A 16,918-nucleotide genomic window follows, 5' to 3' on the forward strand; every position below is an offset into this window, starting at 1 on the left:
TGGTGCGGCATCGGACTCATCGGCGTCTCTATGGGCCGCCGACCGACTTGCAGCAGATGTGGACAGAGTGACGCCTCGGCGTCGACGACGAGAAAAGACGAGAGACTCACGTGGGCATGACATCGATCTCTTCGGCAGAGGCAACCCCCTCGGGCCGACCGCTGCCGGCCGCGGGCGGGGCACCGACGCGCTTCCAGCCCGAGATCCAGGGGCTCCGGGCCCTGGCGGTGCTGGTCGTGCTGCTCTACCACTTCTGGCCCGACCGTCTCACCGGCGGCTACGTCGGCGTCGACGTGTTCTTCGTGATCTCCGGCTACCTGATCACAGCGCATCTGTTCAAGGAGGCGGTGAAGACCGGGGGAGTCCGGCTCGGCCAGTTCTGGGCGCGCCGGATCCGCCGGCTGCTGCCGCTGAGCCTGCTCGTGCTGCTGCTGACCGCGATCTCCGCCGTGCTGATCCTGCCCAGCACCGCCTGGCAGGCCACCCTGCGGCAGATCATCGCGTCCACGCTCTACGTGCAGAACTGGATCCTCGCAGCCGACGCGGTGGAATACTCCAAGGCCGACGAACGAGCAACAGCCGTCCAGCATTTCTGGACGCTGTCTGTCGAAGAGCAGTTCTACGTCCTGTGGCCGGTCCTGCTGGCGCTCACGCTGATGTTCCTGGCCTTCAGGCAGCGCCGTTCCGGCGCCCCCGGGTTGGAGCGCGCCCAGATCCGGGCCGCGTTCCTCTGGGTGGTCGGACTGCTGGGAGCGTTCTCGCTGCTGTTCTCCATCTACTACACCGCCGCCGCGCCGGCGCAGGCATACTTCGTCACGCCCACCCGGATCTGGGAATTCACCCTCGGTGCGATCGCCGCACTGGTGCTCGGATCTCGGCAGTTCAGCGGTCGAGGGGCAAACCTGCTGGGCTGGGCCGGGTTCCTCATGATCGTCGGCGCTGCATTCTTCTACACCGACACCACTCCGTTCCCCGGCTGGACCGCGCTGCTGCCGACAGTGGGCACAGTCCTGGTGCTGGCCTGCGGCGGGCGGGAACCGATGACGGGGGTTCACTGGTGGCTCTCGCTGCGCCCAGCGACCGCCATCGGGGACTGGTCCTATGCGATCTACCTCTGGCACTGGCCGGTGGTGATCTTCTCGCCCTACATCAGCGACGCCGCCAGGTTCTGGTACGTCAAGGTCCTGCTGATCCTGGGCATCATCGGGCTCTCCGCGCTGAGCACCCGTTTCTTCGAGTCCCCGATCCGCCGCGCCAAGATCCTGCTGCCCACCTGGCGGACGATGGTCGCGGCCGGCACCGGCATGGTGCTGGTCATCGTGTCCGGGATCGCTGCGGTCTCGGTGATGCAGACCAGCACCGCAGACTCCACACTCACCCAGGACCACCCCTGTTACGGCTACCGGGCGCTGGCGAACCCGGACGAATGCGGTGACCCGTTCGAAGGGGAGCTGGGTCTGTGGCCCTCGCCTGCGGTGGTGGCGGAGCAGTACCAGGAGGAGGCGTTCCCTGGCTGTCAGGCCGACGAGGACGCCGATGGTGTGCCGGAGTGCTGGCTCGGGGCGGAGGAGACGGAGTCCGACGGGACGATCGCGGTCTTCGGCGACTCCCATGCCACCATGTGGCTCCCGGCGCTCGATGAGATCGCCCAGGAGCAGGACAAGCGCCTGCTGGTGCTGACGCGGTCCGGCTGCACGCCCCGCGGCGGCGAGGTCGGTGAGGACTCCAGCGACTGCCTCCGCGCCAATGCCGAGATCATCGACCAGGTCTCCGCGGACGACGGCATCGACACCGTGATCGTGGCGGCCAGCCAGCGGCACTTCGAATTCGGCGGGCCGAGCCGCGACCTCGGACTGGACGAGGGTGATTCCGGTCTCGACGATTCGGCGCGGGCCATGTACGAGCCGATCGTGGCCTGGCTCGAGGCCGACAAAGAGGTGGTGGTCTTCGGTGAGGTCCCACGCATGAGCAACGACGAGCAGGAAGAAGAGACCCTGCCGGAATGCGTGGCCCTGAACGAGAGCGACCTCTCGGCCTGCAACGAGAGGCTCGAGGACACTCGGGTGGGGGATCGCTGGCTGACCCGGTCCGCGGAGGTCTTCGCGGACGAAGAGAACTACCACTTCGTAGCCACCGAGGATCTGGTGTGCCGGGAGGACACCTGCTACGCGGTTCTCGGCGGTGCCATCACCTACTCGGACAACAGCCACCTGGCGCGGACCTTCGTGCAGTCGACGATCCCTGAGCTCACCGACCGGATGGAACCGGCGCTGGCCGGGAGCTCGTAGGTCGGGGCAGCTCCGTCGGGGCGGGGCAGTTCCGTCGGGGCAGCGCAGTTCAGGCCGGCGCGCCGGTCAGGCGCGTCAGCGCCAGATGCCGCGGGTGTCGATCACCGTGGCATCTCCGAGCCGAGAGGCCGGCAGCTCTTTGAACACCTGATGGTCCACCAGAAGCACCACCACATCGGCACGCTCCAAGGCCTCGTCGAGGTCGCTCAGCCTGACATTGCTGTGCTGCGCCAGCGACTCGGGCAGCTCCTGGATGTGCGGTTCCACCGCCAGCAGCTGCGCTCCCGGGGCGCGCTCGGCGAGCTTCTCCGCGATGTGCAGCGAGGGGGACTCGCGCAGATCATCGATATTCGCCTTGAACGCGAGCCCGAGCAGCGCCACCGCGGGTGAGTCGCCCGCCGTCTCCAGGGCCTGTTCGATCCGACCCAGCACCCATTCGGGCTTCGCGTCATTGGTCTGCCGCGCGGTCCGGATCAGGTTCGCCTCCTCGGGTGCGGCATCGACGATGAACCACGGGTCCACCGCGATGCAGTGTCCCCCCACTCCGGGACCGGGCTGCAGGATGTTGACCCGCGGATGGTGATTGGCCAGCTCGATGAGCTCCCAGACATCGATGCCGAGCTTGTGGCTGATGACCGAGAGCTCGTTGGCGAAAGCGATGTTGACGTCACGGAAGCTGTTCTCGGTGAGCTTCGCCATCTCCGCGGTGCGGGCGTCGGTGAGCAGGAACTCGCCCTCGCAGAACGAGGAGTACAGGTCCCGGGCGGCCTCGGCGGCTTCTGGAGTCAGGCCGCCGATGATCCGGTCATTGGTGATCATCTCTTCCATGATCTTCCCCGGCAGCACGCGCTCGGGACAGTGAGCGACCAGGATGTCGGCGGCACTGAGATCAGGGCGGGCGGCGAGGATGCGCTGCGCCATGTGCTCGGTGGCCCCTGGTGGGGAGGTGGACTCCAGGATGATCAGTTCCCCTCCGGTGATCTCGGCGGCGATCCCGTCGGCGGCGGCCTCGATGTAGGAGAGGTCAGCGGAGTGGGTATCGGTGAAGGGGGTGGGGACCGCGACGATATAGGCATCAGCCTTGGGCGTCTGCGTCGTCGCGGTCAGGGTGCCGCTGCTGACCGCGCGCTCCAGAACCTCGCGCAGGCCGGGCTCCACGAAGGGGACCTCGCCCTTGTTCACCGCAGCGACGTTGCGCGCGGAGACATCCATGCCGATCGTGGTGACGCCGTGGTCCGCGAGGATCGCGGCGGTGGGCAGACCGATGTAGCCGAGTCCGATGACACCGACGCTCGAGATGTTCATTGGCAAGGTGGACCACTTTCTGTCGCGACGCGATGACACTGACAGCACGAAGAGGCTGACAGCACGCGAGTCTATCCCAGCGGATTCCAGGGGTCACTACCCTCCACGGGCGTCAAGATCCGGCGCCTGGTGTGGGGTCGGGGATTCCCTGAGAACGGCGATATCTTGGAGCGGCTGCAATCGAGCTTCGAAGGAGACCAAGAACCGCCCGTGACCACACGCGCTGAGTCCGCCCAGGCACTGCCGGTCGCGGCACCGACGCTGCCGGAGGCTGCCGAACGGTCCTCGCGCGGCGGACGCTACCAGCCAGAGATCCAGGGCCTGCGCGCACTGGCTGTGCTCCTCGTCGTCGGATACCACTTCTGGCCGGAGCATCTGACCGGCGGGTACGTGGGTGTGGATGTCTTCTTCGTGATCTCCGGGTATCTGATCACCGCGCACCTGTTCAAGGAGGCGGCGAGGACCGGGCGGATCCGGCTGGGTCAGTTCTGGGGGCGCGGGATCCGGCGTCTGCTGCCGCTGAGTCTGCTGGTGCTGGGCATCACCGCGGTGGCGGCGGTGATGATCCTGCCCAGCACGGAATGGCAGAACACCCGACGACAGGTCTTTGCGTCGGCGCTCTATGTGCAGAACTGGATCCTTGCTGATGACGCCATCGACTATTCCAAGTCCGACGAACGTGCCACCGCGGTGCAGCACTTCTGGTCGCTCTCCGTCGAAGAGCAGTTCTATGTCCTGTGGCCGGTGCTGCTCGCCGTCGTCCTGGGCCTCGCGGTCCTGGCCCGGCCGGTCGGCAGTCTGTGCACGGCGAGACTGTTGCGCGCAGCCACACGCGCACCATCTTCCTCTGGGTGATCGGTCTGTTGGGCGCAGGCTCCCTGGCCTTCTCCATCTACTACACCGCGGACTCCGCCGCCCAGGCCTATTTCGTCACGCCGACCCGGATCTGGGAGTTCGCGCTGGGCGCCCTGCTCGCGCTTCTCCTCGGCGCCACCCAGTTCACCGGACGGTGGGGGAACCTGCTCGGCTGGACCGGGCTGGCGATGATCCTCGGTTCGGCGTATCTCTACAGCGAGCTGACGCCCTTCCCGGGCTGGACCGCACTGATCCCGACGGTGGGTGCGACCCTGCTGATGGCCTGCGGGGGCAGAGACTCCTGGACCGGGATCCACTGGTGGTTCTCGATGCGCCCCGTGACCGCGATCGGGGACTGGTCCTATGCCATCTACCTCTGGCACTGGCCGGTGGTGATCTTCTTGCCCTACCTGCTGGAGACCGCCGATCTATGGCACGTCAAGGTCGCCCTGATCCTCGGCGTCGTCGTGGTCTCCGCGCTGAGCACCCGATTCTTCGAGACCCCGCTGCGCCGAGCGAAGATCCTGCTGCCGACCTGGCGGACCATGGTCGCCGCCGGAGTTGGCATGGCGCTCGTGATGGCCCTCGCCCACTATTCGGTCGAGCGTGTGGAACAGGTGTTCACGGCCTCGGACCTCTCTGAGGACCACCCCTGCTACGGCTACCGGGCGCTGGCGAATCCCGATCAGTGCGGGGACCCCTTCGAAGGCACCCAGGGGCTCACCCCCTCGGCGGCCGACGTCGCCGCGCAGCCCCAGGAGCCTGTCCACCCCGGGTGCCAGGCCGGAGCAGACGACGACGGCGTCCCTGAGTGTTGGCTCGGGGCTCTGGCGTCAGAGGCCGACGGCACCATCGCCGTGTTCGGGGATTCACACGCCACGATGTGGCTTCCGGCACTGGATGAGATCGCGCGGGACGCGGGCAAGCGGCTGCTCGTGCTGACCCGGTCCGGCTGCACCCCACGGGCCGCGACCTTCGTCGAGGCCGATGACCCCTGTGGTGAGGCCAACCTGGAGATCCTGGACAGGCTCTCCGAGGATGACGAGGTAGAGACCATCGTGATCGCTGCCAGCCAGATGATGGGAGGCTTCGAAGGGCCCGACGTCGAGGTGGACCTGCCCGACTCCGAGGTGGAGCTCACCGAGCAGGGACGCAGCGTGATCACCCCGATCCAGGTCTGGCTCGACGCCGAGAAGGAGGTCGTCGTCCTGGGTGAGATCCCGCGGCTCAACCTCGAGCGCAATGCGACCGAGACGCTGCCTGAGTGCGTGGCGCTCAACGAGGACGACCCCGCCGCCTGCAACGACGACCTCGAGGACACATGGGTGAGCGAGCGCTGGCTGACCCAGTCCCAGGACGTCTTCGCCGAGGCGGAGAACTACCACTTCATCCCCACGGAGGACCTGCTCTGCTCCGAGGAGGAGGCGACCTGCTATGCGGTGCTGGGCGGGGCGATCACCTACAACGACAACAGCCACGTCTCACAGAACTTCGTCCGTTCGGTCACCGCCGAGCTGGCCGAGCGGATCGAGCCCGCACTGCAGGGCTAGGTGGCGTCCGGAAGCTCGGTGGTGTCGCGGGGCTGGTCAGGGCTTGGCGCGTCGACGCGCTTCCGCCAGATGGTCCCAGAACTCGACGGCCTCGGGGGTGGTCCACTCGTGGTCCCCGTAGTACCCGAGCAGGTCTGCCAGGGTCTCGGCCGCGAAGAGCCAGTCTGACGGCTCTGACTCGAGTCGGCGCAGCTTCGGGAGCATCCAGTTCACGAAGAAGGGCTCCAGCCGGAGATCCCTGTAGGCCTGAAGCTTGTCCACCTCGCGCAGCCAGTCGGCGCGCGCGAGGTCGAGCGGACGGTACTTCTCGAAGTAGCCCGGGTTGATCGTGTTCACCGTGGAGTCGCTGACCGCGGAGTAATAGGTGTGCACCCCGATGTCCTGCACCCGGACTCGGCGGGCGTAGTAGAGCATCTGCTGGAAGAAGTAGCTGTCCTGCCCCACCGCGCCCAGAGGCTGCTCCAACCCGCAGGCCTGGAGCCAGTCGGTGCGAGCGACCACCGTCTGGATCCCCATGGGACGAAAGTGCAGCCGCTCCAAGGCGTCGCTCGGCACGGCGATGGTCCCGGACGCGTCCTGGTGATCCGCGAGGGTCTCGCGCAGCAGCTCGCTGTAGTGCAGCCTGCCGAACCGGCTGGCCCAGTGGGTCATGTCGCCGAGCACGAAATCCACATCCTGGTGGGACTGAATGTCCGCGAGCAGCTGCGCGAAGCCGTCATGGACCGCCTCGTTGTCGGGGTCCAGGTAGGTGACGAACTCGGTATGGGTCAGCTTCAGACCGGTGTTGCGCGGTCGGGACGCGGACCCTGAACCGCCCCCGCCGTGATGGTAGGCCGTCACGTTCGGAAACTCGTGGGCCAGCTCCTCGACGGTGTCCACCGTGACCGGATCCGTGGACCCGTCATTGACCAGCAGCACGTGCATCTTCTCGAAGACCGAGGATCGGCGCAGCGAGGCGAATGCCTTGTGCCGAAGATGATCGCCGTTGTTGTACACCGGCACGATCACGGTCAGCTCGAGGTTCAGCGCCCGCGCGGTGGCAGCGGCGAGCTTGGAGCTTGCGGCGAGATCCTCATCGAGCGTCAGCGCCGGACGATCTCGGCGCATCGACGCTCCGAGTCCGCGGGCATGATGACCGAGGTGATCAGAGAAGAAGATCCGCTGGTCATGCGCGTGGGCCAGCAGGGCTGCGGCGCTGGCGGCGGGACCCTCAGCGGGTCGCCACCAGGCGGTCAGGTCCAGGGCCGGCGGCGCTGATGCCGAACCCGTCGTCGTCGCCGTTGTCCGTGCCGAGCTGGGGGTCTGATGGCGCAGGGCGGCGCGGTCGGTCTGTTCGGCAGTCCCGTCCAGCTTCGCGACGACGCCGGCGCCCTGGTATCGGAAGGCGCTGACCATGTCAGCCACATAGGTGGGGGAGTAGTGCCGGCGGGTGGAGACCGGCAGCAGGATGTCATAGCTGCCGTGGCGGGCGGACACCTGGTCCCAGGAGACCAGGGGGATCTCCGCGTGGGTCTGCGACCCCAGCTCGGCGCGCAGCACCGAATCCAGCGGGTCCACTGGTTCCAGGGAGTCCGTCTGGCCGCTTCGCCGGGTCTGCCCGGTGTGCTCGACCTGATCCATGACCGCGAGCACCCGTTCCGCGGGCCGTGGCGCCGAGAGGCCCACCGCGGTGCAGATTCTCGCCAAGACGTCGGAGACGTGATGGCTGCTGAAGGCCGTGCGGATCCCGTCGCCCTGGACGCGCCGGAGCTCCCCGAGGGTCAGCGACCCGAGAGTGTCCGCGACGTCCGCCGTCGACTGTGGGATCCTCACATGCGGGAGGTAGGAGTTCACTCCCTGGTTGTAGCCGCTGAGCACCATCGAGCCTGAGGCCTGCAGCTCGATGATGCGCCGGTCATAGAGCGTCTGGGAGCTGATCACGTCATTGAGCACGATGCCGATGTCGGTGACCCGGTCCAGCGCCGCAATCGCGTCGGGTCCCGGGTCGTCGACGAGCAGCGGCCAGTGGCGCGCCGCGAACCCGGCTCCGTGCCCGGCCGGGAGGGTGCCCTCCTCGCCCCGGCGCAGCAGCGCGGCGGGCAGGCCCTGGGCGCTGATGCCGTCAAGGATCCACTCCACCATGACCCGCAGATCGCGGGGGCTCTGCGCCACGTGCGCGCCTGCCATGGCGATCACGGCCGAGGTGGCGCTGCGGGTGCCCAGCGGGGAGTTCTGCAACGGGTTGACCACCATCGGCACCCGGGTGACCTCTGCCTTCTGCCGCCGCGTGTCGGCATAGCGCCGGACGGCTTCTTCGGAGACGGCGAAGACCGCGTCGCAGGCGCTGGCCACCTCGCGGCCGGTCGCGGTGGTGCTGCGGGTCGTGCGGTCCCAGAAGACCACGGGAACGCCGTCGCGCCGACAGCGGGGGATCACCTCGGTGAGCAGCAGCCGCGCCCAGGCCTGGAGCTGGTCCTCGCTGCCCTCCACGGTCCCCTCCGGGGGGACGCTGTATCGGGCGCCGGCGCTGACCGGGGTCAGCACCACCAGGTCGACGCGGTCAAGCGCTGAAGCGTCCGCAGTCAGCTGCTCCGCGCTGAGACCGATCAGCTCGGCGGCACCGCGCAGCACCTGCTGGGTGCTCAAGTCGTCGATGACTGCCACGCGCAGCGCCAGGGGCGGCCTGGAGATCCCGGACTCGAGATCCGGCAGCGCCGCCATCGCCGGTGCCAGCTGCTCGAGCAGATCGGAGGCGTCAGTCGTCCCGCGAGAGAAGGGGCTGCCCGGGCCGGGGCCCAGCAGCTCGGTGGTGCCCTCCTCGGTGAGGGCGCTGAGCAGATCGGGGGCGGCCAGCAGCTCGGCGATCCGAGCGATGCCGGCATCCAGGCGGTCCCGGCGCGGGTGCGGACCAGTCAGGCCCAGGTGGTGGGTCACCGGTCGAACCCTGCTCGGCGGGCCACCTGTTCGAAGGGTCTGGCGAGCTTTCGTCCTGCGACCCGCACGGCCTTGTCAGGGTGCTGCAGGGTGAACTCCACGCGCTTGCGCATCCTCGACGACGCGCTCGCGGACGCGGCCTTGGCCGTCTTCCGCGCGGGTCGGCGCTGCTCCAGTTCCGAGACCCGCTGCTTGAGCGCAGCGATATCGACCTCCTGGACGCGTTCGAGCTGGTCATAGGCCCAGCGGAGCTCGGTGAGCAGGGCCTGGTGCTGAGTGAGCAGCTCGACGACGACCTCGCGGGTGTTCTCGCTGAGATCGGTCACCGCATTCGGCTCGGTCTCGGTCGGTGCCGCCGCGCTGGTGCTGGTCTGATTGGTCTCGGTCATCGCCTGATCGTCCTTCGCATCGATTCTGCCCCGGGCAGTCCCGGCTGCTCTGCTGTGGTCCTCTGCTCTGCCGTGGCCCTCGGCCCTGCCGACTGACCCGGAGGTGGGCGATTCCGTCATCACGGCCGCCCCTCGGGACTGCGGAAGAACTCAAGTCCGCGCGGATCTCTCCAGCGCACATCACCGTAGGCGGCGATGAGCTCGCGGAGCACCCCGGCCGCCTCGTCGCGATCGTGAGGCAGCACCCGCTTGTACTTCTGCAGGTACCAGGACACGAAGAACGATTCGAAGCGCTGCTCGAGGTAGACCTCGAACAGGCCCACCTCGCGCAGCCAGGCGGCACGATCCTGCTCCAGGATCAGGTACTTCCGGAAGTAGTTCGGGGAGATCACGTTGACGATGGAGGTCTCCACCGCACCGTAGTAGGTATACACCGGTCGATACACCGGAACATAGGCCCGGGTGTGGAAGAACAGCTGCTGGAAGAAGTAGCTGTCCTGCCCCACTGCGCCCACGGGCTGCACCAGTCCGAGGCGTTGGAGCCATGCGGTGCGCGCCACCATGGCCTCGATCGACGCCGGTCGGAAGTTCAGCGTGACCAGGGAGTCGGCCGTCGGCCAGTGCAGGCCGTCGCGGTGCTCGACGCCGGCCTGGAACCACTGGTGGTAGTCATGGACTCCGTACTTCCGCGTCCAGACGGCCATGGTCCCGAGCGCGTAGTCGGCCTCCGGTGCCTCGCGCAGCCGCTCCAGCAGCTCCCAGTAGCCATCCTCGAGCTCCTCGTCATCGGGGTCCAGGTAGGTGACGAACTCGGTGAAGCTCAATGCGAGCCCGGTGTTGCGCGGGCGGGAGGCAGACCCCGATCCGCCCCGGGCGTGATGGAATGCCGAGACGTTGGGCCAGACGTGGGCGAGCTCCTCGATGGTGTCGACGGTGGAGGCGTCGGTGGAGCCGTCATTGATCAGCAGGATGTGCATCTTCTCGAAGATCCCGGATCGGCGCAGCGAGGCGAAGGCCTTGTGCCGCAGGTGGTCGCCGTTGTTGTAGATCGGCACGACGACGGCGAGCTCGAGTCCCAGCTCCTCGGCGGTGCGGCGGAACTCCTCTCTGGCCTGCGCCATATCCGTGCCCTGCTCACGATCGATCTCCCGGCGGGCACCGGCTGGGCGGTGCCCGAGGTGGTCGAGGGCGTAGACCGGCATGGTGGAGTCCGTGGCGCCAGCACCGGCCTCGAGGGTCTCGAGGAGGGCGTCGGGGGAGTCCAGGGCCTCCGGCGCGGGCCGCCACCAGGCGGAGAGGCCCAGGTCGGCGACGCCGGCCCGGCGCTGGTGGGCGGCGTCGTCGGTGGAGTCGGCGTCACCGTCGAGCTTCGTGGTCACCGCGGCGGCCTGGTAGCGGAACGCGGCGACGTGATCCGCCAGGTACTCCGGGCTGTAGCGCCGGGCGCAGCTCATCGGCACCAGGATCTCGAAGCGGCTGATGTCGGGGAGATCTTCCGCATCGTCGGTCCGGGACGCGGCAAGCTCCGCCCAGGTGGTGATCTCCACGGCCGGGTGCGTCTGGGAGGCGATGTCGGCACGGAGATCTTCGGTGAGCTCATCGGCGACCACCAGGACGCGGTCCTGGTGTGCCGGGATCTCAAGGCCGGCGGCGCGGGCGATCCGGGTCAGCACGTCGGTGCCGTGATGAGCGGTGAAGATCGTCCTGATCCCGTCGGCCTGGACCCGGCGCAGCTCGTCCAAGGTCATCGTCTCGAGGGTCTTGGCGACGTCCTCTGCGGAGTTCGCGATGTGGACCTGCGGGTAGTAGGAGTTCACGCCCTGGTTATAGGTGGCCAGGACCATGGTGCCGCTGGCCTGAAGCTGCAGGATCTGCGGATCGAACACGGCCTGGGAGTCCATCACCGCGTTGACGGCCAGCCCGACGTCCATCGCACGTTGGACCTGGGCCGTCTCGCGGGCTGACCCGACAAGAGCGGCCTCGGCGCGGGTCAGCGTCCACGGGGCGTAGTCGGCGGGGATGGACCAGTGGTGGGGGCGCGGCTCCGGAGGAAGAAGCGCGGCCGTCCGACCGGCTCCCAGCACCCCGTCCACCAGCGGTGGGATGAACTGTGGTTCTTCGAGATGCGGGGCGGGGTGCCGCTGTTCCATTCCCAGCAGCGCGATCAGCGGGGTCCGCGCGGGGCGGGTTCCCACCGGGGTGTGCAGCAGCGGGCTCACCGGGTGTGGGATGACCTCCACTTCGACGTGTTCGGGGCAGCGGCTGCGCAGCACGGCGGCGGCCTCGGGGTCCGTGGCGAAGATCTGGGTGCAGCGCTCCGCGATCGACAGGGACGATCCCAGCGCGGGTCCAGACGTCACCACCAGCACGACGGGCAGCCCGCGGGCGCGCGCCGCAGGGATCAGGGTCTCCAGCAGGAATTCGGGGGATTCCTCGGTCTCTGAGCCGATCATGAGGAGGTCGAGGTGCTCCAGCTGGGTCTGCCAGTCCTCGGCGGTGAGATCGCGCAGCTCGGCCAGGCCGAAGAAGCCCAGACGCAGCCGTGGCCCGGCGACCAGGCCGACGCGCAGTCCCAGGCGTGGTCGGGAGACGCCTGCCTCGGGGGAGGGCAGCTGCGCGGCGTCGCCCAAGGCCTGTGCCCACTGCGCGGCGGGCGTCTCCGGGGGGTCTGCGACCAGGCCGTCCGCCGGTGGGACGGCGGAGGCCGACGCGGCCTCGGCGAGTGCTTCGGCGCGCTCGAGGTGCAACGATGCGTGATGGGCGTACAGGCTGGTCGCCACCGATTTCTGCGTCGGACCTGACCAGGCGCCGGCCGCGGCCCGGTGCGCCTGCTCGGCGGCCTCCAGGGCGGTGTGGTGCGCCGCCCGGGCCGCACTGAGGACATCAGCGTCGGTGGCAGATACCCGCTCCGCGACGGTGGAGGTCTGGGAGGTGGTGTCACTGGGGTGAAGGTCTATCCATCGCACATTGATACTCTAGAGCCTCGGTACATCCACTGCGCGGTGGACGCACTCTGCTCCGCGACGCGCAGCCACCACCAACGACCCAAGGGACATCCCAGACGTGTTCAACTCCCTCTCCGATCGCCTGAGCGCCACCTTCAAGAACCTCCGCGGCAAGGGGAGGCTCTCCGAGGCCGACATCGACGGCACCGCGCGGGAGATCCGCCGGGCGCTGCTCGACGCCGACGTCGCCGTGCCGGTGGTCCGCGAGTTCATCGCCAAGGTCAAGGCGCGCGCCCTCGGGTCCGAGGTCGCACAGGCGTTGAACCCGGGTCAGCAGATCGTGAAGATCGTCAACGAGGAGCTCGTCGGGATCCTCGGCGGGCAGACCCGTGAACTGGCCTTCGCCAAGAACCCGCCGACGGTGATCATGCTCGCCGGCCTCCAGGGTGCGGGCAAGACCACGCTCGCCGGGAAGCTGGCGCACCATCTGAAGAACCAGGGCCACACCCCGATGCTGGTGGCCTGTGACCTTCAGCGGCCCAACGCGGTCACCCAGCTGCAGGTCGGCGGAAAGCGCGCCGGTGTTCCCGTCTACGCTCCGCACCCCGGCGTGTCCTCGGAATTCGAGTCCACCACCGGTGACCCGGTCAAGGTGGCCACCGATGGTCTCGCCGAGGCCCGCAGCAAACTCCACGACGTCATCATCATCGACACCGCCGGGCGCCTCGGCGTCGACGCCGAGCTGATGCGTCAGGCCGCTGACATCAAGGCCGCCGTCGGCGCGCACGAGACGCTCTTCGTGATCGACGCGATGATCGGTCAGGACGCGGTCACCACCGCGCAGGCCTTCAACGAGGGCGTGAACTTCACCGGCGTGGTGCTCACCAAGCTCGACGGCGATGCCCGCGGCGGTGCCGCGCTCTCGGTCGCCTCGGTCACCGGCAAGCCCGTCATGTACGCCTCCACCGGTGAAGGGCTGAAAGACTTCGAGGTCTTCCACCCGGACCGGATGGCTCGTCGGATCCTGGACATGGGTGACATCCTCTCCCTGGTCGAGCAGGCCGAGGCCAACTGGGACCGCGGCGAGGCCGAGAAGATGGCCAGGAAGTTCGCCGACCAGGAGGACTTCACCCTCGACGACTTCCTCGGTCAGATGCAGCAGCTCAAGAAGATGGGCTCGATGAAGAAGCTGCTGGGCATGATGCCCGGCGCGCAGGGGATGCGGCAGCAGCTGGACCAGTTCGACGAGTCCTCCATCGGCCGGGTCGAGGCGATCATCTATTCGATGACCCCCTATGAGCGCAACGTCCCCAAGGTCATCAACGGCTCCCGCCGGGCCCGCATCGCCAAGGGCTCCGGCGTCCACGTCTCCGAGGTCAACCAGCTTCTGGAGCGCTTCACCCAGGCACAGAAGATGATGAAGAAGATGGCCGGCGGCGGGGGCATGCCCTCGATGCCCGGCGGAGGCGGGATGCCGGGGATGGGCGGGATGCCCGGCATGGGTGCCGGAGGAGGCGCCTCGAAGAAGCGCAAGCCCCAGCCCAAGCCCAAGAAGAAGTCCGGCAACCCGGCCAAGGCCGCCCAGGAGGCCCGCGAGGCTGAGCTCAAGCGCACCCAGGGTGCCGCCAAGCGGATGGACGGCTCCAGCTTCGGCGCAGGCACGAAGGATCTCAAGCCCGAGGACCTGAACCTCCCCAAGGGATTCGAGAAGTACCTGCGCTGAGTCTCGGCCTGCGCTGAGCAGGGCTGACCGGGTCTCAGATCGCGTGTTCGGCCGATCTCTGGCACAATAGGCAGGTACTTTGTTCGACGGAGGGCACCCTCTAAACCCGCCGTAGGGACAATGTTCTGAAGTGGTCGCCTCGATTGTGCAGCACGTCCCCACGCAATCCGTTGCCTGACCGCGCCCCTGAAACAAGAAACAGGAGTGGACCACTCAAGTGGCAGTTAAAATTCGTCTGAAGCGCATGGGCAAGATCCGTGCACCGTTCTACCGTGTTGTCGTCGCCGACTCCCGCACCAAGCGTGACGGCGTCGCCATCGAGCAGATCGGCAAATACGACCCGACGCAGGAGCCCTCGCTGATCGAGATCGATTCCGAGCGCGCTCAGTACTGGCTCTCCGTGGGCGCACAGCCCACCGAGCAGGTCAATGCACTGCTGAAGGTCACCGGTGACTGGCAGAAGTTCAAGGGCCTCGAAGGCTCCGAAGGCACTCTGCGGACCAAGGCCCCGAAGGAGGAGTTCGTCGCTCCCAGCAAGGGCTCAGTCATCCAGGAGAAGAAGACCAAGGCTCCGGCTCCTGCCGACGAGGCAGCTGAGTCTGCTTCGCAGGAGAATGCAGAGTAATCATGGGAGCTGATGCAGTGCTGAGTGACGCGCTCGAACACCTGGTCCGCGGAATCGTGGACGCACCCGATGACGTCGATGTCCGCCGTAAGGGCGGGCGTCGCTACGACGTCCTCCAGGTGCGAGTTCATCCGGATGATCTCGGTCGAGTGATCGGTCGGGCCGGGCGCACCGCCAAGGCACTGCGCACTGTGGTCTCCGCCCTCCCCGGTGGGGGCGATGTCCGCGTCGACGTGGTCGACACCGACCGCAGCCGCTGACGGATATGAGGACTGCACCATGATTGCTGGCATGCAAGGCCAGGAAGCATATGAGACCGACCCGCAGGCACTGCCAGATTCGGCAGAGCGCCTGCGGGTCGCTCGTATCGGCAAACCCCACGGCATCCGTGGCGAGGTCACAGCCCAACTCTTCACCGATGACCCGGAGCAGCGACTCGCTCCCGGTTCGGTGATCATCCGGATCGCCGGCGATCAGACCGTCGACCGGATCACCACGCTGCTCACTGTGACCCGGCAGCGCTGGAACAAGAGCATCGCGCTGCTGAGCTTCCGCGAGATCACTGACCGTGACAGCGCCGAAGCCCTGCGCGGCTCCACCCTCTACGTCGAGGTGCCGATGGAGGAAGACTCCGACGAGGACGGCTGGTACAGCCACGAACTCGCCGGATTCGCCTGCGTGGACCTACAGGGTCAGCGCCTGGGCACGCTCAAGGAGCTGATCACCGGTTCGGCGCAGGATCTGCTCGTGGTCACGGCCGTCTCCGGCGAGGACGTGATGGTCCCCTTCGTCGAAGAGCTCGTGCCCGAGGTGGATGCGGAGAATCAGCGCATCGTGCTGACCCCGCCGCCCGGCCTCTTCTGAGCGAGGAGCGCGCCATGCGGATCGACCTCATCTCGATCTTCCCTGAGTTCTTCGACGTCCTTGACCTCTCCCTGATCGGGAAGGCCCAGCGCGAGGGACTGCTCACCCTGCACCGGCACCAGCTGCGCGACTTCAGCTTCGACAAGCACCGCAGCGTCGATGACACCCCCACCGGCGGCGGCGCCGGGATGGTGATGAAGCCCGAGCCGTGGGCGCTGGCGCTGGAGCACGTGCTCACCCAGCGGGAGACCCCGGCATCGGATGATCCCCCGATCCTGATCATTCCCACCCCTGCGGGGGAGGTGCTCACTCAGCGGACCGCTCAAGAGCTGGCCCAGGCCGAGCATCTCGTCTTCGCCCCCGGACGCTTCGAGGGCATCGATCAGCGGCTGCTCGACTGGGCGCCGGAGCATTTCCAGGTGCGCCCCATGTCCATCGGGGACTATGTGCTCAACGGCGGGGAGTCCGCCGTCGTCGTCATGGTCGAAGCCATCACCAGGCTGATCCCCGGGGTGCTCGGCAACCCGGAGTCGCTGGCGGAGGAGTCCCATGCCGACGGCCTGCTGGAGTATCCGGTCTACACCAAGCCTGCGCGCTGGCGCGGCCTCGATGTGCCCGAGATCCTGCTCTCCGGTGACCACGCGAAGATCGGCGCCTGGCGCGCGGCGCAGCAGGACATCCGCACCCGGAAGCTGCGCCCCGATCTGTGGGCCAAGCACGTGGTCGCGCAGGAGCGGAATCTGACATAGAATTGGCCACCGTGCCTGCTGGGCGGCTCCATCTGCCATAGGGGATGACCGTCAACAGACAGGCCGCCGGAGAGGGAAATCATCCCGATCCGGATCCTTACGCTTTGACCTGCGCCGGATTCCGGCGTGATCGGCGCCTTGTGCGCCGTCCGCAAGAGGTCGCAACCCGGGCGAGTGACCTGTGGCAGTCGTCCAAGGAGAAGCATATGCATAAGCTTGATTTCGTTGATTCAGCCAGCCTGCGCACCGACATCCCGGAGTTCGGCCCCGGTGACACCGTCAACGTGCACGTCAACATCGTTGAGGGCAAGAACACTCGTGTTCAGGTCTTCAAGGGTTACGTCCTCGGCCGCCAGGGCCACGGCATCGGCGAGACCTTCACGGTCCGCAAGGTGTCCTTCGGCGTCGGCGTGGAGCGCACCTTCCCGGTCCACTCCCCGGTGACCGAGAAGATCGAGGTCCTGGCCCGCGGTGACGTCCGCCGCGCCAAGCTGTACTACATGCGCGATCGCCATGGCAAGGCTGCACGCATCAAGGAGAAGCGTGAGTCCACCATTGCTCGCCAGCAGGGCGAGAAGGTCGAAGAGGTCACCGAGGCCTGATCCGCGGATCGGCCTCGGCTCATCGCTGAGAGCTCGTACGTCTTATGAACAGCGCAGAGAACCCTGAGCCGCCCGAGTCTGACTCGGCGACTCGGGGTTCTCGGCGTCTG

13 protein-coding genes are annotated in these 16,918 nt (G+C 67.6%); 9 read left to right on the forward strand and 4 right to left on the reverse strand.

Annotation, left to right across the window (positions count from 1 at the left end; translation table 11 throughout):
* The first annotated feature begins 116 nt into the window (after positions 1–116).
* Positions 117–2,288 carry an acyltransferase family protein gene (locus LTH93_RS11135; protein WP_241470990.1) on the forward strand — a complete coding sequence of 724 codons (2,172 nt, stop codon included), beginning with the start codon at positions 117–119 and terminating at the stop codon, positions 2,286–2,288.
* A 75-nt stretch (positions 2,289–2,363) separates the two neighbouring features.
* Here the strand turns inward: LTH93_RS11135 and wecC are convergent, their stop codons facing one another.
* Positions 2,364–3,593: a UDP-N-acetyl-D-mannosamine dehydrogenase gene (gene wecC / locus LTH93_RS11140; RefSeq protein ID WP_241470991.1), complete on the reverse strand. Its 1,230-nt coding sequence runs from the start codon at positions 3,591–3,593 to the stop codon at positions 2,364–2,366.
* Between the two features lie 210 nt (positions 3,594–3,803).
* On the opposite strand from wecC, the gene LTH93_RS11145 reads away from it, so the two are divergent.
* Both LTH93_RS11145 and LTH93_RS11150 read left to right on the forward strand, forming a co-directional pair.
* Positions 3,804–4,448 carry an acyltransferase family protein gene (locus tag LTH93_RS11145; RefSeq protein ID WP_241470992.1) on the forward strand — a complete coding sequence of 215 codons (645 nt, stop codon included), beginning with the start codon at positions 3,804–3,806 and terminating at the stop codon, positions 4,446–4,448.
* A complete protein-coding gene (locus LTH93_RS11150; RefSeq protein WP_241470993.1) occupies positions 4,445–5,998 on the forward strand; it encodes an acyltransferase family protein in 1,554 nt (517 codons plus the stop codon). The genes LTH93_RS11145 and LTH93_RS11150 overlap by 4 nt, the downstream gene beginning before the upstream one ends.
* A gap of 36 nt (positions 5,999–6,034) precedes the next feature.
* Here LTH93_RS11150 and LTH93_RS13520 read toward each other — a convergent pair whose 3' ends face one another.
* The 3 genes from LTH93_RS13520 to LTH93_RS13525 all read right to left on the reverse strand — a co-directional run bounded on the left by LTH93_RS13520 (position 6,035) and on the right by LTH93_RS13525 (position 12,266).
* The gene (locus tag LTH93_RS13520) at positions 6,035–8,911 is read right to left on the reverse strand and encodes a glycosyltransferase (protein ID WP_241470994.1); all 2,877 of its coding nucleotides are present in this window, start codon (positions 8,909–8,911) and stop codon (positions 6,035–6,037) included.
* Positions 8,908–9,300, reverse strand: coding sequence for a hypothetical protein (locus LTH93_RS11160; protein WP_241470995.1), 393 nt, complete (start codon positions 9,298–9,300; stop codon positions 8,908–8,910). The genes LTH93_RS13520 and LTH93_RS11160 overlap by 4 nt, the downstream gene beginning before the upstream one ends.
* A 119-nt stretch (positions 9,301–9,419) precedes the next feature.
* The gene (locus tag LTH93_RS13525) at positions 9,420–12,266 is read right to left on the reverse strand and encodes a glycosyltransferase family 2 protein (RefSeq protein ID WP_241470996.1); all 2,847 of its coding nucleotides are present in this window, start codon (positions 12,264–12,266) and stop codon (positions 9,420–9,422) included.
* Between the two features lie 97 nt (positions 12,267–12,363).
* Between LTH93_RS13525 and ffh the strand changes: the two genes are divergently transcribed.
* The 6 genes from ffh (at position 12,364) to rplS (ending at position 16,808) form a co-directional block, all read left to right on the forward strand.
* A complete protein-coding gene (gene ffh / locus LTH93_RS11170) occupies positions 12,364–13,968 on the forward strand; it encodes a signal recognition particle protein (RefSeq protein ID WP_241464927.1) in 1,605 nt (534 codons plus the stop codon).
* Between the two features lie 217 nt (positions 13,969–14,185).
* Positions 14,186–14,593 (forward strand): 30S ribosomal protein S16, encoded by a 408-nt coding sequence (rpsP, locus tag LTH93_RS11175; protein ID WP_241464926.1) that lies wholly within the window; start codon positions 14,186–14,188, stop codon positions 14,591–14,593.
* A 17-nt stretch (positions 14,594–14,610) separates the two neighbouring features.
* On the forward strand, positions 14,611–14,853 hold the full coding sequence (locus LTH93_RS11180) for an RNA-binding protein (RefSeq protein ID WP_036476533.1): 243 nt from the start codon (positions 14,611–14,613) through the stop codon (positions 14,851–14,853).
* A 19-nt stretch (positions 14,854–14,872) separates the two neighbouring features.
* Positions 14,873–15,457, forward strand: a complete 585-nt coding sequence (gene rimM / locus LTH93_RS11185; RefSeq protein WP_241470997.1) for a ribosome maturation factor RimM — start codon at positions 14,873–14,875, stop codon at positions 15,455–15,457.
* Between the two features lie 14 nt (positions 15,458–15,471).
* Positions 15,472–16,206, forward strand: coding sequence for a tRNA (guanosine(37)-N1)-methyltransferase TrmD (gene trmD / locus LTH93_RS11190; protein ID WP_241470998.1), 735 nt, complete (start codon positions 15,472–15,474; stop codon positions 16,204–16,206).
* Positions 16,207–16,412: 206 nt separating this feature from the next.
* Positions 16,413–16,808: a 50S ribosomal protein L19 gene (rplS, locus tag LTH93_RS11195; protein WP_241464923.1), complete on the forward strand. Its 396-nt coding sequence runs from the start codon at positions 16,413–16,415 to the stop codon at positions 16,806–16,808.
* Positions 16,809–16,918 lie beyond the last annotated feature (110 nt).

This window comes from Nesterenkonia sp. DZ6 (genome assembly GCF_022565835.1).
In the GTDB taxonomy this organism is placed as follows: domain Bacteria; phylum Actinomycetota; class Actinomycetes; order Actinomycetales; family Micrococcaceae; genus Nesterenkonia.

Excerpts from the sequence above, each read along its gene's own strand:
- wecC (WP_241470991.1), bottom strand. The coding sequence starts at position 3,593 with ATGAACATCTCGAGCGTCGGTGTCATCGGACTCGGCTACATCGGTCTG.
- trmD (WP_241470998.1), top strand. The coding sequence starts at position 15,472 with ATGCGGATCGACCTCATCTCGATCTTCCCTGAGTTCTTCGACGTCCTT.
- rplS (WP_241464923.1), top strand. The coding sequence starts at position 16,413 with ATGCATAAGCTTGATTTCGTTGATTCAGCCAGCCTGCGCACCGACATC.
- rimM (WP_241470997.1), top strand. The coding sequence starts at position 14,873 with ATGATTGCTGGCATGCAAGGCCAGGAAGCATATGAGACCGACCCGCAG.
- LTH93_RS11160 (WP_241470995.1), bottom strand. The coding sequence starts at position 9,300 with ATGACCGAGACCAATCAGACCAGCACCAGCGCGGCGGCACCGACCGAG.
- LTH93_RS11135 (WP_241470990.1), top strand. The coding sequence starts at position 117 with ATGACATCGATCTCTTCGGCAGAGGCAACCCCCTCGGGCCGACCGCTG.